At 60.4% G+C, this 20200-nt stretch carries 17 protein-coding genes; 12 read left to right on the forward strand and 5 right to left on the reverse strand.

The features are described 5' to 3' along the window. Nucleotides 1-243: 243 nt before the first annotated feature. The 4 genes from DXB53_RS00660 (at nucleotide 244) to DXB53_RS00675 (ending at nucleotide 5038) form a co-directional block, all read left to right on the forward strand. Entirely contained in the window at nucleotides 244-1104 is an 861-nt protein-coding gene (locus DXB53_RS00660) for a transporter substrate-binding domain-containing protein (protein WP_099432383.1), read from the forward strand. 150 nt (nucleotides 1105-1254) lie between these two features. Continuing rightward, nucleotides 1255-1908 carry an amino acid ABC transporter permease gene (locus tag DXB53_RS00665; RefSeq protein WP_099432382.1) on the forward strand — a complete coding sequence of 218 codons (654 nt, stop codon included), beginning with the start codon at nucleotides 1255-1257 and terminating at the stop codon, nucleotides 1906-1908. Further along, nucleotides 1901-2665 carry an amino acid ABC transporter ATP-binding protein gene (locus DXB53_RS00670; protein WP_117582929.1) on the forward strand — a complete coding sequence of 255 codons (765 nt, stop codon included), beginning with the start codon at nucleotides 1901-1903 and terminating at the stop codon, nucleotides 2663-2665. Before DXB53_RS00665 ends, DXB53_RS00670 begins: the two co-directional genes overlap by 8 nt. Before the next feature lie 297 nt (nucleotides 2666-2962). Next, the gene (locus DXB53_RS00675) at nucleotides 2963-5038 is read left to right on the forward strand and encodes a translation factor GTPase family protein (RefSeq protein WP_117582930.1); all 2076 of its coding nucleotides are present in this window, start codon (nucleotides 2963-2965) and stop codon (nucleotides 5036-5038) included. A gap of 129 nt (nucleotides 5039-5167) precedes the next feature. Here DXB53_RS00675 and DXB53_RS00680 read toward each other — a convergent pair whose 3' ends face one another. Then, entirely contained in the window at nucleotides 5168-6133 is a 966-nt protein-coding gene (locus DXB53_RS00680) for a DNA/RNA non-specific endonuclease (RefSeq protein WP_117582931.1), read from the reverse strand. A 129-nt stretch (nucleotides 6134-6262) separates the two neighbouring features. Beyond that, entirely contained in the window at nucleotides 6263-7273 is a 1011-nt protein-coding gene (locus DXB53_RS00685; protein ID WP_233503769.1) for a LacI family DNA-binding transcriptional regulator, read from the reverse strand. A gap of 415 nt (nucleotides 7274-7688) precedes the next feature. Here DXB53_RS00685 and DXB53_RS00690 point away from each other — a divergent pair, with 415 nt between their 5' ends. From DXB53_RS00690 to DXB53_RS00715, 6 genes are all read left to right on the forward strand, one after another. Next, a complete protein-coding gene (locus tag DXB53_RS00690; RefSeq protein ID WP_117582933.1) occupies nucleotides 7689-9161 on the forward strand; it encodes a PTS fructose transporter subunit IIC in 1473 nt (490 codons plus the stop codon). Between the two features lie 144 nt (nucleotides 9162-9305). Further along, a complete protein-coding gene (locus tag DXB53_RS00695; RefSeq protein WP_117582934.1) occupies nucleotides 9306-10574 on the forward strand; it encodes a class II D-tagatose-bisphosphate aldolase non-catalytic subunit in 1269 nt (422 codons plus the stop codon). 125 nt (nucleotides 10575-10699) lie between these two features. Next, the gene (fsa, locus tag DXB53_RS00700; protein WP_006235616.1) at nucleotides 10700-11383 is read left to right on the forward strand and encodes a fructose-6-phosphate aldolase; all 684 of its coding nucleotides are present in this window, start codon (nucleotides 10700-10702) and stop codon (nucleotides 11381-11383) included. Nucleotides 11384-11447: 64 nt separating this feature from the next. Further along, nucleotides 11448-12278, forward strand: a complete 831-nt coding sequence (locus tag DXB53_RS00705) for a transketolase (RefSeq protein ID WP_089573497.1) — start codon at nucleotides 11448-11450, stop codon at nucleotides 12276-12278. Continuing rightward, a complete protein-coding gene (locus tag DXB53_RS00710) occupies nucleotides 12278-13216 on the forward strand; it encodes a transketolase family protein (RefSeq protein WP_117582935.1) in 939 nt (312 codons plus the stop codon). The genes DXB53_RS00705 and DXB53_RS00710 overlap by 1 nt, the downstream gene beginning before the upstream one ends. A gap of 12 nt (nucleotides 13217-13228) precedes the next feature. Next, nucleotides 13229-13681 carry a PTS sugar transporter subunit IIA gene (locus DXB53_RS00715; RefSeq protein ID WP_089573499.1) on the forward strand — a complete coding sequence of 151 codons (453 nt, stop codon included), beginning with the start codon at nucleotides 13229-13231 and terminating at the stop codon, nucleotides 13679-13681. A 311-nt stretch (nucleotides 13682-13992) separates the two neighbouring features. Here the strand turns inward: DXB53_RS00715 and DXB53_RS00720 are convergent, their stop codons facing one another. Continuing rightward, nucleotides 13993-14871 carry an ATP-dependent sacrificial sulfur transferase LarE gene (locus tag DXB53_RS00720; protein ID WP_117582936.1) on the reverse strand — a complete coding sequence of 293 codons (879 nt, stop codon included), beginning with the start codon at nucleotides 14869-14871 and terminating at the stop codon, nucleotides 13993-13995. A 173-nt stretch (nucleotides 14872-15044) separates the two neighbouring features. Here DXB53_RS00720 and DXB53_RS00725 point away from each other — a divergent pair, with 173 nt between their 5' ends. Beyond that, nucleotides 15045-15695 (forward strand): HAD family phosphatase, encoded by a 651-nt coding sequence (locus tag DXB53_RS00725; protein WP_117582937.1) that lies wholly within the window; start codon nucleotides 15045-15047, stop codon nucleotides 15693-15695. On the opposite strand, the gene DXB53_RS00730 is transcribed toward DXB53_RS00725, so the two are convergent. Beyond that, on the reverse strand, nucleotides 15692-16804 hold the full coding sequence (locus DXB53_RS00730) for a LacI family DNA-binding transcriptional regulator (RefSeq protein ID WP_117582938.1): 1113 nt from the start codon (nucleotides 16802-16804) through the stop codon (nucleotides 15692-15694). The genes DXB53_RS00725 and DXB53_RS00730 overlap by 4 nt on opposite strands. A gap of 558 nt (nucleotides 16805-17362) precedes the next feature. On the opposite strand from DXB53_RS00730, the gene glmS reads away from it, so the two are divergent. Then, nucleotides 17363-19210, forward strand: a complete 1848-nt coding sequence (gene glmS, locus DXB53_RS00735) for a glutamine--fructose-6-phosphate transaminase (isomerizing) (RefSeq protein ID WP_117582939.1) — start codon at nucleotides 17363-17365, stop codon at nucleotides 19208-19210. 118 nt (nucleotides 19211-19328) lie between these two features. On the opposite strand, the gene DXB53_RS00740 is transcribed toward glmS, so the two are convergent. Then, on the reverse strand, nucleotides 19329-20030 hold the full coding sequence (locus DXB53_RS00740; RefSeq protein WP_233503770.1) for a GntR family transcriptional regulator: 702 nt from the start codon (nucleotides 20028-20030) through the stop codon (nucleotides 19329-19331). Between the last annotated feature and the right edge of the window lie 170 nt (nucleotides 20031-20200).

Below are 20200 nucleotides of genomic sequence, written 5' to 3' on the forward strand. Positions count from 1 at the left end.
CGTTTGCCCGGCGTGGGCGGGGAGCGGCGCGTAATTAAGTTTATCGCGAGTTCCGCACGCAAAGGAAAGCACTTAATGTGCTTTCCGTCTTGCGCAGGACTGTAGAGCAGGAAACTTAATTCCGCGCCGCTCCCCGCCCGCGCCGGGCAAACCCTCCCTTGTACTTTATCTAGGTAGAGTGTATGATTCTGAACGTTACATGACTCACTTTACCTAACTAAAGTGCCATCAAGGGGGAATACCATGAATACCGATATGTCTCGTCGTCAGTTTGTTGGTCTAGCCGGCTCACTCGCTACGGTTCTAGGCCTTGGCCTGGTTGGTTGCGGCGGTGGTGCTGGCAAGGGCTCCGCTGCTGGCTCTGCCGCGGCCAAGGATGTGAAGGGCGCTGCGGAGTCCAAGAAGCTCGTGGTGGGCTTTGATAAGTCCTATCCTCCGTACGGCTTTGTGGGCGACGATGGCGAGTACACCGGCTTTGACCTTGATCTTGCCAAGGCTGTTGCCGATAAGCAGGGCTGGGAGGTCAAATACGAGGCCATCGATTGGGATGCCAAGGACACGCTGCTCAACTCCGGTGCCATCAACTGCATCTGGAACGGCTTTACCATGGAGGGTCGCGAGGACGACTACACGTTCTCCGAGCCGTACATGCTCAACGAGCAGGTGCTGGTGGTAAAGAAGGATGCGGGCATCAAGAGCTGGGACGATCTTGCCGGCAAGACCGTGATTACCCAGACCGATTCCGCTGCGCAGGATGTACTCGAGGGTGACCAGAAGGATCTGGCGGCGACGTTTGCCACGCTCGACACGATCGGCGAGTACAACACGGCCTTTATGCAGCTCGAGAGCGGCGCGGTCGATGCCGTGGCGTGCGACCTTTCGATTGCCCAGTATCAGCTTGCCGCCAAGCCCGATGCTTATACGCAGCTTGATGAGCCGCTGTCCAGCGAGCACTACGCCGTCGGCTTTAAGAAGGGCGACACCAAGTCCGCCGACGCCGTGACCGAGTCGCTCAAGGCACTCTATGAGGACGGCACGGTCAAGGACCTGTGCGACAAGTATTCAAGCTATGGTCTTTCCTTCGACAACTGGGTGCTCAAATAGCGGCTTTCCCAGGCACCCGATTTTGCCGTTCAAACCGTCGCTTGCGTACATTTAGTACGCGGCGCTCCTCTTTCACGGCAAACTCGGGCACCTGGAAAACCCGCTTTAGCATTGGGTTCGCTGTTCCGTTACTGTGAAAGAGAGCTTGGGTTGTCTATTCAGGTCATGATGCAGATGCTTGGCCAGGGATTCTTGGTCAGCTTGCAGCTGTTTGTGCTGACGTTGCTCGGGTCGATTCCGCTGGGAATTCCCGTGGCGTTTATGCGCATGAGCAAAATTGCGCCGCTTCGCTGGATCGCGCGCATCTATATTTCGGTCATGCGCGGCACGCCGCTCATGCTACAGATGTTTGCCATCTACTTCGCCCCGTACTACGTGTTCGGCATCTCGCTCACGCCCGATTCCAAGTGGACGGCGTGCGTTGTGGCGTTCATCATCAACTACGCCGGCTACTTTGCCGAGATCTATCGCTCGGGCCTGCAGTCGATTCCGCGTGGTCAATATGAGGCCGCCGAGGTGCTGGGCTACTCGCGTCTGCAGACATTTTTGTACATCGTGATGCCGCAAGTTGCCAAACGCATTTTGCCGGCGATGGGCAACGAGATCATCACGCTGGTCAAGGACACATCGCTGGCGTTTGCCATCGGTGTGGGGGAGATGTTCTCGACGGCCAAGGCGCTGGTTGCCTCGCAAGTGAGTATGGTGCCGTTTGCGATCGCGGCGCTGATTTACTGGGTCTTTAACTTTGTGGTCGAGATGCTGCTGGGCGCCGCCGAAAAGAAGCTGGACTATTATCATGACTAACTCAGTGATGAAAATCGAAAGCGCGCGTAAGGCGTTTGGCGGCAATGAGGTGCTCAAGGATATCTCACTCGAAGTCAAGCGCGGTGAGGTCGTGGCGATTATCGGGCCTTCGGGCGGCGGTAAGTCCACGCTGCTGCGCTGCGCCACGCTGCTCGAGACGCTCGATGGTGGCTCGCTCTCGTTTGGCGACCTTGCGGTTGCGGCGGATGCGGGATCGGGTGCGGTCTATGCGAAGGGAGATGTTCCCAAGCAAGCGCGTTCGCGTTTTGGTCTGGTGTTTCAGAACTACAACCTGTTCCCGCACTATACGGTGATGAAAAACATCACCGATGCTCCGATTCGCGTGCTCAAGCGCCCGCGTGAGCAGGCGGAGGCGCGTGCGCATGAGTTGATCGCGCAGATGGGGCTTACGGGCAATGAGAACAAGGTGCCATGTGAGCTTTCGGGCGGCCAGCAGCAGCGCGTGAGTATTGCCCGCGCCCTGGCGCTCGACCCGGAAATCTTGTTCTTTGATGAGCCGACCTCGGCGCTCGATCCCGAGTTGACGGCCGAGGTGCTGCGCGTCATTAAAGACCTCGCCGCGCAGAATATGACGATGGTGATCGTGACCCATGCGATGCAGTTTGCGCGCGATGTTGCCGACCGCGTGGTCTTTATGGACGGCGGCCGCATTGTCGAGGAGGGTCCTGCCGAGCAGGTTATCGACCATCCGCGTGAGCAGCGCACCCGTGAGTTCTTGAGCCGTATCGAGAGCTAGACTCAACTATATATTGAGATGAAGCCGTCGCAGGTCTTATGGTCTGCGGCGGCTTTTATTTGTATCGATGGGGTTTAATAATCCTCTCGCCTGCTCGCCCCATCCTCTCGCCGCCTGTATTCATACGTGTGCCGAAAGGTATGCATGGACAGCCGTCCGTGAGGGTAGGGTGGTGGCATAGGACATTTGGAGGGTGAGTCGGCTCGGCTGCCGACCATGCTGCTCCCGGGACGGCACCGACCGCGAACTCTCCCCGTTGGCGTCGCGCATTGCGCGCGGCCCTGCAAGGAGGTCATCATGGGTGCTCCCAAGACCGGTAACGTAAGGAACGTGGTGCTCGTAGGCCAAGGCGGGGTGGGCAAGACTTCACTCGCCGAGGCCATGCTCCACCTTTCCGGCAAGACCGCCCGCCTGGGCGGCCACGACGGCACCAAGCCCACGCTCGACTATGACCCCGAAGAGGTCAAGCGTGCGTTTTCCATCTCGACGACCATCGCGCCGATCGACTGGAAGGGCGCTCGTATCAATGTGCTCGATGCCCCGTGCTACCCCGATTTTATCGGCGACGCCTTTGCCGCGATGAGCGTCTGCGAGACGGCCCTGTTTGTGGTCGACGCCGAGGCCGGCCCGCAGCCTACGACGGTTAAGCTCTGGTATGCCGCCGAGGATCTGCGCCTGGCGCGTGCGGTGTTCGTAAACCGCCTGTCGCGCTCCGAGGCCAGCTTTGCGACCACAATGGACCTGCTGCAGGAGCGCTTTGGTACGCGCCTGGGCGCCGTGACTCTTCCCTGGGGCGAAGGCGAGGACTTTGACGGCATCATCGACCTGGTGCGCATGAAGGCGCGCCACTGCAACGGCGCCGAGGCCGTTGAGTCGGAGATTCCCGAGGAGTATCGTGCCCAGGCCGAGGAGGCCCATGACCATCTGTGCGAGCTGGTGGCCGAGGCCGACGACGAACTGATGATGAAGTACTTGGAAGGCGAGGAGACGCTGACGCAGGAGGAGCTTGAAGGCCTGCTGTCGAAGGCGATTGCCGAGCGCATCTTTGTGCCGGTCTTTGCGGGCGATTGCATTAAGGAGCAGGGCGTCAACTCGCTGATGGACGACATCGCGACGTACTTCCCGGCGCCGACCGACTACGGCGAGATGCCGCTCATCGACGGCGATTCGCTTAAGATCTCGAGTGACGATGACCGTCCGGTGGCGTTTGTGTTTAAGACGCTGGCCGATCCGCAGCAGGGTCGCATCAGCTTTATCAAGGTGCTGACGGGTACGCTTGAGCCGGGTCTTGAGCTGATCAACGCGCGCACGCGCAAGGGCGACCGTCTGGCTCACCTGTATGTGATGTGCGGTCGCGACATGACCGAGGTCGGTCACGCCTATGCCGGCGACATCATCGTGGCGCCCAAGCTGGCGGCCGAGACGGGCGATACGCTCTCCATTACCGGTAAAGTCGAGGCTGCTGCGTTTAAGTTCCCCAACTCGCAGTATCGTATCGCCATCGAGGCCGAGAATCGCGGCGACGAAGAGAAGCTCTACACGTTTATCGAGAAGGCCTGCAAGGCTGATCCGACCATGAGCATCGACCGCGACGAGGAGACCGGCCAGACCATTATCTCCGCCGTTGGTGAGGCGCAGGTTTCAGTGCTGCTCAACCGTCTGGAGGACCGCACCAAGGTCGTGGCCAAGAGCGTGCCGATCCGCATTCCGTATCGCGAGACCATTCGCCGTACGGCAAGTGCCCAGGGCCGCCACAAGAAGCAGACCGGCGGCGCCGGTCAGTACGGCGACTGCTGGCTGCGCGTGGAGCCGCTCATTGGGCCCGACGGCACGAGCGATGGCTATGAGTTTGTGGACGAGGTCGTGGGCGGCCGCATTCCGCGCTCGCTGATCCCCGCCGTGGACAAGGGCGTCCAGGAGACCATGAAGGACGGCATCATTGCCGGCTATCCGCTCACGGGCATTCGCGTGGCTGTGTACGACGGCTCGTATCACAGCGTCGACTCCAACGAGATGGCGTTCCGCGCGGCGGCTCGCATCGGCCTGCGCAAGGCATGTGCCGATGCCGACCCGGTGGTGCTGGAGCCCATCGAGGAAATCACGGTGACTATTCCCGAGAGCTACGCCGGCGCCGTGATGGGCGACATCTCGGCCTCGCGCGGTCGCGTGACGGGTATGGAGACCGATGAGCGCGGCGACACCGTGGTCATTGCCCAGGCGCCGCTGGCCGAGCTGACGGATTACTCGACGCGCCTGCGCTCTATCACGCGCGGCACGGGCGACTTTACCATGAAGCCCGCTGGCTACGAGCAGGTGCCTTATGACGTTCAGGCCAAGCTGGTCGAGCGCTATGAGGAGGGCCGCGCTAAGTAGCGTGTGGTTTTGCCTGCAATGTGGGTGCTGACGAAAAGGCCGCCCTGGGTAACCGGGGCGGCCTTATTTGATCCCTTGGGGACGGAGGAAAACGGATCATTTTTTGGGTTACGGGCGGCGCGGTCGGCACTAGTCTCCGGATGCCTGGTTGCGGCCGGTGGCGTAGTCGATCTGCACGTGCGGCTGCAGGTTGTAGCAGTACACGTGGAAGCACAGGGTTTTGCCGTGGTCCTCGATCGATTGTGCTTCCAGACGAATGCCACGACAGACGAGCTCCTCCTCGTTGTACATAGGCGTGACGCGATAGAGCACGTGGTTGCCCGTGTCGCGGACGTAGTCGAGGATCTGCTCTTCAAACGGCAGCATGCCCGTCTCGTTGAGATAGCGCGTGCCGGTGAGGAGATTCTTGCGGTTGGCGTTTTCGCCGCAGAGTGACCAGGCGATGAGGTGGCAGCGGTTGTAGAGGCTCTGGCCTGGAATAAAGTCGTAGCGCTGCTGGTGCCAACCGGCAGGATGGATACGCGAGATATCGCCGCGCTTGCCCTGACCGAGCGATTCGGGGCCCACGCAGGCGAGCGCCTTGCGAGTGCGGCCCAGGCTGTCGAGCTTGGAGAATTTCTTAAAGCAGCCCTCTTCGGTGGCACGATCGTATTCATCGAGTGTGAATGACGGCGTGCCGAGCGGGTGCGTGCTGTCGGCGCGAAGGGCAACGTAGGGGTTGCCGGCGTAGTCTGGAATGCTGCTGAGATAAACACCGCGGGCGCGGTTGAGGTCGGGGTTTTCTACCTCGTCGATGGGGGCGGCGGCGCTGTCTGTGGAAGCGTCGTCGCCGGTGTCGGTTGCGACGGAATCGGAGCCATTGCCGGAGTCCTCGGAGCTCGCTGTTCCCGATTCGAGCCGGGCGACCAAGTCCGCTTCGTCGTCGGTACGGCTGGGACTCTCGTTTTGCTTCTCGGCCAGAGTCGCCGCCTGCTCATCACTTTGCGGCGACAGCAACTTGGGCGCCCCATCGAGCGATCCCGTAAACAGCGCAAACCCCAGCACCACGGCGGTGCCGATGGAAAGTGCTTGCTTGTAGGCGGACTTGCGCGACATTGAGGCTCCTGGATGGACGGTTGGGAATCTACCAGTCTAGCAGGAGCCGGCAGAGGCCGTTCTGTCGAACAAATACTTAAGATTTGGGACAAACGCTACTGGTTCATTTGCTTCATATTTGACGTATGGCTAGATCGAGGTGGAGTCGAGCCAGTTGAGCTTGCACTCGAGAATGCGCTGCTCGCCGGGTTGGCTGCTGCCATCAAGCAAGGCGAGCAGCATCTCGGCCGCCTCCCTGCCTTCCTGGTCGACGGGCTCGATGATCGTGGAGACGGTCGGCGTGGTGAGGTTGGTCCAGTCTTCGCAGTTGAGTCCCAAAAGACCTATTTGCTGCGGAAGTAGATGGGCCATGGGTTGGAGGGCCTTGTAGACACGGGGAAGCGCCCATTGGTTTTGTACGAAGATGAGCGTGCGCTTGGCGGGGTTGAACTTGTATTTAAAGTATTCGGTAAGCTCGTTGATTGACGGCTTGTTGTGATCGATGGGGATGGCTTTGTAGAGCTGCCCATTCGCGGCCAATGCCTCGGCATATCCCTGAAAACGTTCCATGCGAGTGCGCATTTCGGTCATGTTGGCGGCGATGGAAAAGAAGTCTTCGTAGCCGGCGTCGAGAAGCGCCTGCGTGGCATTGTACACGCCGTCGTAGAGGTTGGTTTTGATCCAGCTGGTGCCTGGGCTGTAGATGGCCGCGTCAAAAAAGACGACGGGCTTGCCGGCGCGCTTGATGCGGTCGTGGACTGCCTTGAAATTTGCCGTGGGCTGGATGATAAAACCATCGACGCCCAGTGAGAGCATTTTGTCGACATACATGAGCTCGGTCTCGGGGTTAAAGTTGCTCGTGCAAACGACCGTCTGGTAGCCCGCGGGGAGCATGACCTGCTCCATGCCGTTGAGGACGAGGCCCGCCCATTTGTTGGTGTTATCCAAGATGATGATGGCGATGACGTGGGTCTGCTTGCCGGTGAGCGTTTGCGCTTGGGCGTTGGGAACGTATCCGAGTTCCTTGATGACGCGCGCAATCTTTGCCTGCGTCTTCTCGCTAAGCTTTTCTCGTTTGTCGTTGAGGTAATACGAGACGCTTGCCGTCGAGGTTCCCGCCTCTCGAGCGACGTCTGCGATCGTAACGCGCTGTTTTGCCACAGCGACTCCTTCCGACAGATGAGCATTTTCCAACATGATGACTTTGAGTCTTGGTGAGGGATGCACTTTGGTGAGCGACTTTTTCCTTTCATATGAGTATGCAACAAATGCGGTATATGGGTGGGGTCGAAATTTGTGACCGGCATGCGCATCTGCCGTCTACCGAGAAAATCAAATACTTCTTGACTTTTGAAATCGATGGTAAAATCGCAGGATTCATTTTTGGTTAAACGCATAACTAAATAACGTAACCAACGCTCTGACCTGCGCGTTTACCGAAATAAACTGGCATTAAGAAAAACGAGCACCTATATTGGTCTTGTCGAAAAGACAGCAAGTCCAAACGGCAGGGGATGCTCCGGAGGCCTCCGCAAACGGTGTCTTGCGCACGCAACTCTATGAAAAGAGGGAAGCAATGAAGATCGTAGGCGTTGCCGCCTGTACCGTGGGTATCGCCCACACGTATATGGCCCAGAAGGCGATTCAGGATGAATGCGCCGCTCGTGGCATCGAGTGCAAAGTCGAGGCTCAGGGTGGTCTGGGTATCGAGAATGAGCTCACGCAGGAAGACGTTGATTGCGCCGACCTGGTGCTCGAGTCCGTCGACGTGGGTGTCGAGAACGAGGACCGTTTTGAGCAGAAGATGGCCGAGGGCAAGTTCCTCAAGGTCGGCACCTCGGATGTAATCGCCGATCCGGTAAAGATTATCGACCAGGCTGTCGAGATCATCAAGGCGACGGGCGGTGCCGTTGACGCGTCCAAGGCCGAGGCCAAGGCAGAGAAGAAGGCCGTCTCCGCTGCCCCGCAGGCCCCGACACCGGCGTCCAAGCAGTCCATCTTTGCCGACCCTGGCAAGACGCTGCTCAATGCATTCAATACCGGCGTTTCCTATTTTATCCCCATCGTCGTTATCGGTGGCGTGTTCCTCGCCTTCTCGTTGGCATCCGGTACTGCCGGTGCTAGCGGCATGGAGGTCACCAACCCGTTGATGGTGAGCCTTAACACTATCGGCATGGCCGGCATCTCTATGATGATTCCGGTGCTTGCGGCATACATCGCCTACTCGATGGCCGGTAAGCCCGCACTTGCCCCCGGCTTCGTCCTGGGCTACTTGGTTAACAACGCCGTCGTCACCCCGAGCGGCAACAGCGTTTCGACCGGCTTCTTGGGCGCCATGATCATGGCTGTCATCTGCGGTTACTTTGTCCGCTGGATGAAGACCTGGAAGGTCAACAACACCATCCAGACCATCATGCCCATTCTGATCATCCCGATTCTGACCTCGCTCGTCCTGGGCATGGCTTACATCTACATCCTGGCCACGCCGCTTGGCTTTGTGATGGATTGGCTCACCAGCGTGCTCGGCAGCCTGCAGGGCGGCTCCGCCGTCGTCCTGGGCCTGGTCATTGGCGTTATGACCGCTTTCGATATGGGTGGCCCCATCAACAAGACCGCTTCGACCTTTACCATGGCCATCATGGCCTCCGGCATCTACGGCCCCAACGGTATGTTCCGCGTCGCCGTCGCCATTCCCCCGATTGCTTGCGGCCTCGCTGCGCTCATCGCCAAGAACAAGTTCGATGACGCTGACCGTCAGATGGGCATCTCTGCGCTGTTCATGGGCTGCATCGGTATTACCGAGGGCGCTATTCCCTTCGCGGTCAAGGATCTTGGCCACACCCTGCCCGGCATTTGCATCGGCTCTGCCGTGGGCGCGGCGCTTGCCGCCTTCCAGGGCATCGACTGCTATGTTCCGCATGGTGGCTTTATTGTCGCCCTGGCCACCAACAACGTCGCGCTGTTCTGCCTGGACATCGTGATTGGCTCCTTGGTCGCCGCTGCAATCCTGATTGCCATGAAGCCCACGCTCGATAAGCAGGCCAAGTAAACCTTTAAGGACTCCGGTTGTGCGGAGGGATGGATTTGACTCCGCACAACCGCCCCTACACAACAAAATCCATCCGCACTGATAGGGCCCACATCTGGGTCCCAGGGAACTTTTGTCAAAAATCCTCTGGAGAAGGAGAACAAAATGTCCAACCTCACCATCCGCCAGGCCGTTCAGGGCATGCTCAAGCTGCAGGACAGCGGCGATCACGCAACCATGGTCGGCATTGGCCCCATGAGCCCCAACCTGATTCAGGCCGTGTTCGAGCTTGCCAAGGACGAGGATTTCCCGCCCATGTTTATCGCTAGCCGCAACCAGGTCGATATGGACGAGATGGGCGCCGGCTACGTCAACGGTTGGGACCAGACGCGCTTTGCCGCCGACATTAAGAAGGTTGCCGACGAGGTGGGCTATACCGGTCCGTACTACCTGTGCCGCGATCACGGCGGTCCGTGGCAGCGCGACGAGGAGCGTAACGCCCACCTGCCTGAGGACGAGGCCATGGCGCTCGCCCGCAAGTCCTTTGTCGCCGACATGGAGGCAGGCTTTGACCTGCTGATGGTCGACCCCACCAAGGACCCCTATCAGATCGGCAAGGTTATTCCGCTCGACGTGGTGCTTCGCCGCACGATCGATCTTATCGACTATCTTGAGCAGTACCGTCGCGAGCATAACCTGCCCGAGGTTGCCTATGAGGTCGGTACCGAGGAGACCAATGGCGGCCTGACCTCCACCGACAAGTACGAGGAGTTCATTTCTCAGCTGCAGCCCGAGCTCGAGAAGCGCGGCTGCCCCATGCCCACCTTTATCGTCGGCCAGACCGGTACGCTCACCCGTTGGACCGAGCAGGTCGGTCATTACAACTTTAAGAATGCCCGCGAGCTCGCCGACATGGCCAAGCGCTACGGCGTGGGCCTGAAGGAGCACAACGCCGACTACCTGGACGACGCGACGCTGCTCGAGCACATCCCGGCACACGTGACCGCTTCCAATGTCGCCCCTCAGTACGGCACCGAGGAGACCCGCGCTTACCTCAAGCTCTGCGCAACCGAGCAGATTCTGGTCGACAACGGCCTGTGCGACGATCCCTCCGATCTGTATCACACGCTGCTGGTCAAGGCCATCAAGACCGAGCGCTGGCGCAAGTGGATGACCGGCGACGATGTCAACCTGCAGGTTGACGACATTCTGGCCGACGACGAGCTCAGCCTGAAGATTCTGGATGTCTCCGGCCACTACGCGTTCAACGATCCCGAGGTCAAGGAGCAGGTCGAGAAGCTCTATCGCAACCTCGCTGCCCAGGACATTGACGGCAAGCGCTTTGTGATCGAGCACATCAAGCGCCCGATCAAGCAGTACGTCGTCGGTCTTAACCTCAAGGGCGTCACGAGCCGCATCGAGAAGGCTCTCTAAGTAGCTTTTCCTACACGACGCCGGGCCTGGGGCATGTCCCAGCTGCAGGCCCGGCACATAGGACAAAGGGACATCCCCTTTGTCCTATTTTTTGAGTTTTGGATTCCTTAGAAGGAGTTTGCACCATGAAGTTCTTTATCGATACCGCCAACCTTGACGAGATCGCCGAGGCCAAGAGCTGGGGCTGCCTTGCCGGCGTCACCACCAACCCGTCCCTGTACGCCAAGACCGGCGGCAAGCTCGCCGACTTTGAGCCCCATATGCTCAAGATTGCCGAGCTCTGCGAGGGCCTGCCCGTGTCTGCTGAGTCCACCGCGACCACTGCCGAGGGCATGATCGAGGAGGGCAAGCGCCTTGCCGCCCTGGCTCCCAACATCGTGGTCAAGCTTCCCGTGTGCGAGGCCGGCCTCGCCGCCTGCCGCGCCCTGGCCGATGCGGGCGTGCGCGTCAACATGACGCTTGTTTTCTCGCCGACGCAGGCCCTCATGGCCGCCAACGCCGGTGCCCGCTACATCAGCCCGTTTGTCGGCCGCTTTGACGACATCGCCGAGGACGGCATCTCGCAGCTCGACAATGTCGTGACCTGCATCAAGAACTATGACTGGACCGGCAAGAACGTCGACGACACCGTCGAGATCATCACCGCTTCGGTCCGCACGCCCAACCACGTGACCCAGGCGGCTCTTCTTGGTGCCGACATCGCGACCGTGCCCATGGCCGCTCTCAAGAAGTGCCTGCATCACCCGCTGACCGACCAGGGCCTCGCCTCTTTTGAGGCTGACTGGCAGAAGGTCGTCGCTCAGGCTTAACGACCGGGTTGCCCTCGGCATCGCGCCATCCGGTGCCGGGGTTGTTCTCAAGAGAGGAATTCGTATGACCAACCAGGAGCTGGCGAAGGTCGCCAATGAGGTCAGGAAGGGTGTCGTGACTGCGGTTCACGCGGCCAAGTCGGGACATCCGGGTGGATCGCTCGGTGCAGCCGACATCATGACGTATCTGTACTTTGAGGAAATGAATATCGATCCTGCCGACCCTCACAAGGCCGATCGCGACCGCTTTGTGCTCTCCAAGGGTCACGCGGCGCCGGGCCTGTATTCGGTGTTGGCAAATCGCGGCTATTTTCCCGTCGAAGAGCTCGAGACGCTCCGCCATATTGGCAGCCGACTGCAGGGCCATCCCAACATGAACGATACCCCAGGCATCGATATGTCCACCGGCTCGCTCGGTCAGGGCATCTCTGCTGCAGTTGGAATGGCGCTTGCCGCTAAGCACTGGGGCGACAGCTACCGTGTCTACACGTTGCTGGGCGACGGTGAGTGCGAGGAAGGCCAGGTGTGGGAGGCGGCTATGTTTGCCGGCAACCATGCGCTCGACAATCTTGTTGCCGTCGTCGACCACAACGGCTTGCAGATTGACGGCACGATCGATGAAGTCAACTCGGCCATGCCGCTTGCCGACAAGTTCCGCGCCTTTAAGTGGCATGTGATAGAGCTAGCCGATGGCAACGACATGGCGCAGATTGAGGCGGCTTTCGCCGAAGCTCGCGAGGTGACCGGCGCGCCCGTCGCTATCATCGCCGAGACGGTGAAGGGCAAAGGCGTCTCCTTTATGGAGAACCAGGTTGGCTGGCATGGCAAGGCGCCCAATGACGAGCAGTTTGAGCAGGCCATGGCCGAGCTCGCGGCAGCAGGAGAGGAACTCTAATGGCAGAGGTCAAAAAAGTCGCCACGCGCGTAAGCTACGGCGAGGCACTCGTCGAGCTGGGCAATGAGCACGATGACTTTGTAGTGCTCGATGCCGACCTGGCTGCCGCTACGCAGACGGGTAAGTTTAAGACTGCCCATCCTGAGCGCTTTTACGATGCCGGCATCGCCGAGAGCAACCTGATGGGTCTTGCCGCCGGCATCGCGACCACGGGCCGCGTTGCTTTTGCGAGCACCTTTGCGATGTTTGCCGCCGGTCGCGCCTACGAGCAGGTCCGCAATTCCATTGGCTACCCGCACCTCAACGTCAAGATTGGCGCCACCCATGCCGGCATTTCGGTGGGCGAGGACGGCGCCACGCACCAGTGCTGCGAGGATATCGCACTCATGCGTACGATTCCGGGTATGACGGTGGTCGTTCCCGCCGACGATGTCGAGGCCCGCGCCTGTGTGCGCGCCGCCTATGAGTTTGAGGGGCCGGTCTACATGCGCTTCGGCCGCCTGGCAACACCGGTCATCAACGATCACGAGGACTACGAGTTCAAGATCGGCCGCGGTGTTGTTGTACGGGAGGGCTCTGATGTCACGATCGTCGCGTGCGGTCTCATGGTCGCTGAGGCACTCGCTGCTGCCGAGGCGCTCGCTGCCGACGGCATCGATGCTGAGGTCATCAACATGCATACGATCAAACCGCTCGATGAGCGTTTGGTGGTTGCCAGCGCCAAGAAGACCGGTCGCGTGGTCACCGCCGAGGAGCATTCGATTATCGGTGGTCTTGGCGAGGCCGTTGCCTCGGTGCTCGCGGAGCAGCATCCAGTGCCGATGCGTCGCGTCGGCGTGCGCGATGTGTACGGCGAGTCCGGCCCTGCGGTCGATTTGCTGCATAAGTACGGTTTGGACGCCGACGGCATCGAAGCTGCGGTCAGGTCCGTGTTGTAAGGAAGGCTTTCCATGGGGTTTGTATCTGCCAACCAAGTGACGATTGGCTACGCCGCCGCCTCGCGCGAGGACGCGCTGCATTATCTGTCCGAGCAGGCTGTTGAGCTTGGTTTTGCCGATGACGCGTCTGCTGTAGAGGCGGCTTTTATTGCTCGCGAAAACGAGGCCGAGACTGGCCTCGTCGCCGGTTTTGCCGTTCCGCATGCCAAGAGCGATGCGATCCATACGCCGGGCGTGGCCGTGCTCAAGCTGTCCGAGCCTGTTGAGTGGCCGAGCTTTGATGGCGTGCCCGTCGATGTGGCGCTCGCGCTGTACGTGCCCGCCGGCGAAGCGGGAACCACGCACCTGCGTCTGCTCTCCAAGGCTGCCGTGATGCTGATGGATGCTGGCTTCCGTGACAGGGTGCGCGAAAGCACCGATCCTGTCGAGATTGCCGAGCTCATCAACGCCGGGCTCGAGGGCTAGAACGGGCTCTCCGTTCCATTAATCGATCCTTCTCCAAGGAAAAGGGCCGCGACGCTATAGGCGTCGCGGCCCTGTCTGCGTTTCCCCAGATAAAACCTGCCAAAATAAACCTGTCCCCCTTCTGAAGGTCGGCAACAATTTATGTAGTTCAGGTTGAGCATACGCGAGCGAGCAGGTTCCGGGTGCGGCAAGGTGACGTGAAACAAGCGGGCGCTGACCTTTTGGTCGCGCCCGTGCAGTTGAACGTCAGATTGCCGTGCCCGGAACCTGCGCAGCGCCGAGCGGTTACGCCGTTTGTAAAACGGCGTAACTTAAAGGTTCATGTTGCCGTGGATGTAGGGGGTGACCTCGGGGGAGATATGGCCGCAGCCTAGGTTACGCAGGGCAGATTCGATGGCGGCAGGAAGCGGGGCCTTGCCCCCGTCGCTGACCGCGGTGTTGCCGAGGGCGGCAATCTTGGCGACGTCTGCCGGCGCGGCCTCGATATGCATGCAGCCGCCGACGAGGCGTGCGCGGACCTGGTCCAGGCCAAGGTCGTGCAGGTAGTCCTCGCAGGCGCGGATCACATCGACCTTCTCGCGCGTGAGCTCCTCGCCCGTGGGGACGCGCGTGGCCAGGCAGGCTCCTGCCGGCAGGTTCCAAACGGGATAGCCCCAGGCGCGCAGCAGCTCGCGCTCTTCGTCCTTGGTAAAGCCGACCTCCATGAGGGGCGAGCGCACGCCGAGCTCCTGGGCGGCGCGCATGCCGGGGCGGTAGTCGCCGCGGTCGCTTGCGTTGCTGCCGTCGATGACGGTGGGAAAGCCCAGCGACTTGGCGTGGTTGACGATGGCGGTAAAGCCGGCGCGCTTGCAGTGGTAGCAGCGGTCGGCATCGTTGCAGGCTACTTGGGGGAGCCGCAGCTGATCGACCGAGAGGTTGAGCACGGGGAGCTTGAAATGCGGCCCCTCATCGGTCTGCCCGTCAACCGCCCGCTCAAACGAAGCCTGCTCGGGCGTGCCGATGAGCGGCGTGGTGAGGTGAACGAGAAGCGTGCTGGCGGGCATGATGCGGGCGCAGACCGCGGCCAAAAAGCTGCTGTCGACGCCACCGGAAAAGCCGATGGCGACGCGTCCGTATGCCAAAAGCAGCTGCTCGAGCGCTGTGAGTTTGTCCTGAAGCCCCTCTGCAGGTGCGGTGGTGTCTGAAAGCATGAATCGATCCTTGCCGTTGAGTACTCGGTCGAAAACTATAATCCTACCGAGCCGCTTGTCATAAGACTTCTATCTATGTAACGAAAGTGCAATATGCTATATACGTTATATACAAGTTTACAGGTGCGGTAAAGTTGCGGGAGTACAGCAGCGCGAAGCGATGGGGGACCGATATGATCAAGGCCGTTATTTTCGACATGGACGGAACGCTGGTCGATACCGAGCGTTTGGGTATCAAGGCGTGGAAGGCGGGCGCGGCCGAGCTGGGATTCGCGATTGATGATGCGCTGATCCATCAGTTTATCGGCCGCACGCTGCCCGATGTCATGGAGATCCTTGATGGGCATTACGGCGGCCGCGAAACCGCTGAGGCGATCTATCGTCGTCACAAGGAGATTCGCGACGAGATGGTCAAGACCGATCTGGAGCTTAAGGGCGGTGCCGCCGAGTGCCTGGACGAGCTGCTGGCTGCGGGCTATCACGTGGGTCTTGCGACGTCGTCGCGCCATGTTACCGCCGAGCGCAACCTTAAGATGGTCGGCCTCTTTGATAAGTTTGAGACGGTGACCTGCGGCGAGGACGTCGTACACGGCAAGCCCGACCCTGAGATGTACCTGCTCGCCTGCGAGCGCGCGGGCTTTGCTCCCGAGGAGTGCGCCGTGGTCGAGGATTCCCGCAACGGCTGCGTCTCGGGCATCACGGCCGGCTGCCACGTCTTTGCCGTTCCCGACATCGTGCCGCTGCCGCAGGACGTGGTGGATGGCTGCGAGGCTGTGCTCGATACGCTGTTCGATCTGCCGGCGGCGGTTAAGGCCGTGTGCTAAAGGTAGGCGCCGAGGTTGATGGCGGTGGCTTCGGTGTGACTGCTTGCCTGGGTGCTGGCGCGCTCCAGTAAAAACGGGCGTACGAGCTCTTGGCGGTTGATATCCTCGGCGGCGGTGACTGCGGTGACGGTGCGCGCTGCAGAGCCGACGCGGATATGCTTGGTCTTTGCCGGGGCCTTGTTCTCGATTTGCTCCATCAGCAGTTGGACACCCTTGCGGCCAATTTCGTAGCCCGGCGGCGCCACGGTGGTAAGAGGAACCGACCCGCTCCATGCAAGGGGGTTGCCGTCGCAGCCGGCCACGCGGACCTGCTCGGGGACGGAGATGCCTTTGTCGGTCAGCGCCGAGATAACGCCCGAGGCCAATACGTCGGTCAGACCGATGACAAAATCGGGGCGCTCGTCAGCAGGGCGCTCGGCAATCTGGGCACCGATACTGTAGCCGTCGGCTGCGGTATTCCATTCGCCGGCGTCGATGACCTCAATTTTGATATCGGGGTGCAGGGCGAGGGCCTTGTGAATGCCGAGTACGCGCAGTGTGAGCTGCATGAATGCCGCTCTGCCCACAACGGTGATATGGCGTGCGCCGCGGGCGATGGCGAGCTCGGCGATAATGCGCCCCTGTGCCTCGTTGTCGGCGGCCACGTAATAACCGGGCTCGGAGCAGTGGATGTCCAGATGGACGATCGGCACGGGCATTTTGGTCATGGCGGGGTGCCAATCGGGAGATGCCATGGGCTGCACCATGACGCCGGACATCTGCGTGCCCATAAAATAGCGCAGGTAATGGTCCTCGAGAATGTCGTCGTTATCGGCGTTGGCGATGAGCAGGTCATAGCCGTGCTTGCGTGCCTCGTTATGGGCGCCGCTGGCAATTTGGAGCGAGAAGCCATGGTCGAGGCGGGGGAGGACCAAGCCAAAGGACTTGGTGGCGCCGCCTGCGAGCTGACGGGCACTTTGGTTGGGCAGGTAGCCAAGGCGATTGATGGTCTCGTTGATGAGCTTGAGGGTCTCGGGGCGCAGCTTTTCGGGATGGTTGAGCGCGTTGGAAACCGTGCCCAACGAAACCCCGGCCTCGCGCGCGACGTCGCTGATTTTTACCTTTGCCATGGCGGCCCCTTTGATGCGTTTCAAGTACAAGTCCGATTGTAGCATCGCCCGCCCCCAGGGTGTCAAAACCTGCCAATTAGGGACAGGTTTATTTTGGCAGGTTTTATCTGCGGAAACGCCGTTGCCAGCGCGACCACCACAAAGGGGGCAGGCACCTTTGTGGTGGCTTGAGCTACCCGGGCCTTCAATTGTCTCGATCTGTAACATCTGGACGGCAAAACCAGCTCTACCTGTTACAGGTCGAGACATAGTGCTGGGATCGAACCGTAATGTCTCGATCTGTAACACTAAGCCGGCTTATTGCGGCCCAGATGTTACAGATCGAGATCTTTCGCCGGGATAGGCCGCCGCCCCGGTCCAAACCACCACAAAGGTTCCTGTCCCCATTGTGGCGGTTTGGACCGGCTGGGCATGTGTGCATCGGGTGGTATCTAAGTTGAGATACCACTTCTGGTATATCAGCTTGCGCTTGCGTGAGTACAATACTCGAACGTTATACGTCTCAGCGCCCCCTGTGCGTGGACGTCTTGCAGTCACGCGAACGAAGGGATTTATCCTATGTGCGGAATTGTCGGCTACACCGGCTCTGATATTGCAAAGAACATCCTGGTCACGGGCCTCAAGCGTATGGAGTATCGCGGCTATGACTCCTCGGGCGTCGCGCTCGAGGTGGGTGAGGGCGCCGCGGCGCACCTCGACGTCATCCGCCGCGTGGGCAAGGTCGCGGGCCTGGAGAGCGAGCTTTCCAACATCGACAGCGACGCTACCTGCGGTATCGGCCACACCCGTTGGGCCACCCACGGCAAGCCCTCCGTCGTTAACGCCCATCCCCACACCAGCTGCGACGGTCGTATCGCCATCGTCCACAACGGCATCATCGAGAACTTCGCCGAGCTGCGCGAAGAGCTGGAGGGCCGCGGCCACCACTTTAAGAGCGAGACCGATACCGAGGTCTTCGCGCATCTGATCGAAGAGGCTTATGCCGAGACGCACGACCTGATGGCCTCCGTGCGCGAGGCTTGCACCCACGTGGTCGGTGCCTATGGTCTGGCCGCCGTGTGCGCTGACGAGCCCGGCGTGATCGCCGTGGCCCGCAAGGATTCCCCGATCGTAGTCGGCGTGGGCGAAACCGGCTCCTATGTTGCTTCCGATGTCATCGCGCTCATCGACGCCACCCGCGATGTCGTGGTGCTCGAGGACGGTCAGTTTGCCAAGCTCACGCCCGCGGGCGTCGAGTACACCGACGAGGCCGGCAACGTTATCGAGCCCAAGGTCACCCACATCGACTGGGACCTGGACATGGCAGAAAAGGGCGGTTATCCCGACTTTATGCTCAAGGAGATCCATGAGCAGCCGCGCGTCGTGCGCGACACGCTGGTCGGTCGTATGACACCGGCCGGCGAGCTCGACATCGACGAGCTGGGCTTGTCCCTCGAGGAGCTCAACGATATCGACCGCGTGTATGTAATTGCCTGCGGCACCAGCTACCATGCCGGCCTCATTGCCAAGAACCTTATTGAGGGCTGGGCTCGCATCCCCACCGAGGTTGAGGCGGCCAGCGAGTTCCGCTATCGCAATCCCATCATTACGCCGACGACGCTTGTCGTTGCCGTGTCTCAGTCGGGCGAGACGGCCGACACCCTTGCCGCCATTCGCGACGCGCGCATCAAGGGTGCCAAGGTCTTCGGCATCACCAACGTGGTGGGCAGCCCCGTGGCGCGTGAGAGCGACGGCGTCATCTACACCAAGGCCAACAAGGAGATCGCGGTCGCCTCGACCAAGAGCTTCATCGGCCAGGTTGTGAGCCTTACGCTACTGGCTTTGCTGTTGGCGCAGGTTAAGTACCGTCTGACCACCAAGCAGGCGCGCATGCTGTTCCGCGAGCTTTCCGACACGGCCGAGCAGATCCAGTGGATTTTGGATACCCAGACCGAGGCCGTTCATGAGGCCGCCCTGCTGTGCAAGGACGCGCAGTCGGCGCTGTTCGTGGGCCGCGGCATGGGTGCCGCTATTTCCTACGAGGGCGCACTCAAGCTCAAAGAGGTCAGCTACCTGCACGCCGAGGCCTACGCTGCCGGCGAGATGAAGCACGGCCCCATTGCCCTGATCGACCCGGGTTTCCCTGTCATCGCCGTGGCCACCAAGAGTGCCACCTACGACAAGACCGTGTCGAACCTCATGGAGTGCAAGGCGCGCGGTGCCAAGGTCATCGTCGTTGCCACCGAGGGCGACGAGGAGATCAACAAGATCGCCGACTGCATCATCCGCGTGCCGGCCGTCCGCGACGTGTTCAGCCCCATCACGGCGAGCGTCCCGCTGCAGCTGCTCGCCCGCGAGGTTGCCATTCTGCGCGGTTGCGACGTTGACCAACCTCGTAACCTGGCGAAAAGCGTTACTGTCGAGTAGTTGGTTCCGCCGTTCTAACGACTAAGGCCCGGCTCCGCGTCATCAGACGGAGCCGGGCCTTTTTGTACGGAGAAACCACCACAAAGGTGCCTGTCCCCTTTGTGGTGGTTTTGGCAGGCTAGCGGAGCTTGCTGGTCTCGAAGTACTCGGGGAACTGGTCCAGGACCTCGGTTTGGTTGCGGAACATCATATGCAGGTGCTTGCTGACCAAAAAGCTCGCCTCGATGGGGTCGCGACCGGCGATGGCGCGGCGGATTTGCTTATGCTCGTTAACAGTCTCCTGATTGTCGAGCGTCTGTGTGGCGGCACGCAGCCAGCGGAAGCGCTCCAGGTCGGCATTGGTCTCTTCGAGCCACGACCACACGGTGCTACGGCACGCGATGTTAAAGATCATGCGGTGCATGAGGTTGTCGCTTAAAAAGAAGCCGATGCGATCCTCTTCGGCCATGGCCTTTTCCTGCAACGCGATGGCCCGGTCGAGCTGCTCGACGCCTGCCGAGGTGGCGCGCGCGCAGCACTCTACAATCACCTGTTTTTCCAGGTGCTCGCGAATGTAGCAGGCACTCTCGGCAAGGGTGAGGTTGATGGGCGAGACATAGGTGCCGCTCTGGGGCACGGTGCGCACCAGGCCCTCTTGCGCCAGACGCACCAGTGCCTCGCGCACAGGGGTGCGCCCCATATCCAGGTCGTCGCACAGCTGCTTGACGCCCAGCTTTTCGCCCGGTTTGTAGTCCAGATAGACGATCTTGCGTCGAATGGTGTGGTAGGACTGGTCCTGTAGGCTCGTTTCTTGCTCGCCGATGTGCATCGATTCTTCCATAGCGCCTCGCAAACGTTCTTCCACACTCATATGTCAGTTGTTTATTATGCCGCGAATCAGTTCTCTGCGGTGGAAATTCAATCGCCGCCCGATAACTTTTGCGACATTTTTGCCTGCGTTTGTACGGGATTGTGCTCAACGTTGCCGTATCATAAGCCGTCGCAAACGTG

It is taken from the genome of Collinsella sp. OM04-5, from assembly GCF_003439125.1.
Taxonomy (GTDB): domain Bacteria; phylum Actinomycetota; class Coriobacteriia; order Coriobacteriales; family Coriobacteriaceae; genus Collinsella.

Excerpts from the sequence above, each read along its gene's own strand:
- DXB53_RS00725 (WP_117582937.1), top strand. The coding sequence starts at position 15,045 with ATGATCAAGGCCGTTATTTTCGACATGGACGGAACGCTGGTCGATACC.
- DXB53_RS00660 (WP_099432383.1), top strand. The coding sequence starts at position 244 with ATGAATACCGATATGTCTCGTCGTCAGTTTGTTGGTCTAGCCGGCTCA.
- DXB53_RS00710 (WP_117582935.1), top strand. The coding sequence starts at position 12,278 with ATGGCAGAGGTCAAAAAAGTCGCCACGCGCGTAAGCTACGGCGAGGCA.
- DXB53_RS00675 (WP_117582930.1), top strand. The coding sequence starts at position 2,963 with ATGGGTGCTCCCAAGACCGGTAACGTAAGGAACGTGGTGCTCGTAGGC.
- DXB53_RS00720 (WP_117582936.1), bottom strand. The coding sequence starts at position 14,871 with ATGCTTTCAGACACCACCGCACCTGCAGAGGGGCTTCAGGACAAACTC.
- DXB53_RS00715 (WP_089573499.1), top strand. The coding sequence starts at position 13,229 with ATGGGGTTTGTATCTGCCAACCAAGTGACGATTGGCTACGCCGCCGCC.
- DXB53_RS00695 (WP_117582934.1), top strand. The coding sequence starts at position 9,306 with ATGTCCAACCTCACCATCCGCCAGGCCGTTCAGGGCATGCTCAAGCTG.
- DXB53_RS00730 (WP_117582938.1), bottom strand. The coding sequence starts at position 16,804 with ATGGCAAAGGTAAAAATCAGCGACGTCGCGCGCGAGGCCGGGGTTTCG.
- DXB53_RS00705 (WP_089573497.1), top strand. The coding sequence starts at position 11,448 with ATGACCAACCAGGAGCTGGCGAAGGTCGCCAATGAGGTCAGGAAGGGT.
- DXB53_RS00690 (WP_117582933.1), top strand. The coding sequence starts at position 7,689 with ATGAAGATCGTAGGCGTTGCCGCCTGTACCGTGGGTATCGCCCACACG.
- DXB53_RS00740 (WP_233503770.1), bottom strand. The coding sequence starts at position 20,030 with ATGGAAGAATCGATGCACATCGGCGAGCAAGAAACGAGCCTACAGGAC.
- DXB53_RS00670 (WP_117582929.1), top strand. The coding sequence starts at position 1,901 with ATGACTAACTCAGTGATGAAAATCGAAAGCGCGCGTAAGGCGTTTGGC.
- DXB53_RS00680 (WP_117582931.1), bottom strand. The coding sequence starts at position 6,133 with ATGTCGCGCAAGTCCGCCTACAAGCAAGCACTTTCCATCGGCACCGCC.
- glmS (WP_117582939.1), top strand. The coding sequence starts at position 17,363 with ATGTGCGGAATTGTCGGCTACACCGGCTCTGATATTGCAAAGAACATC.
- fsa (WP_006235616.1), top strand. The coding sequence starts at position 10,700 with ATGAAGTTCTTTATCGATACCGCCAACCTTGACGAGATCGCCGAGGCC.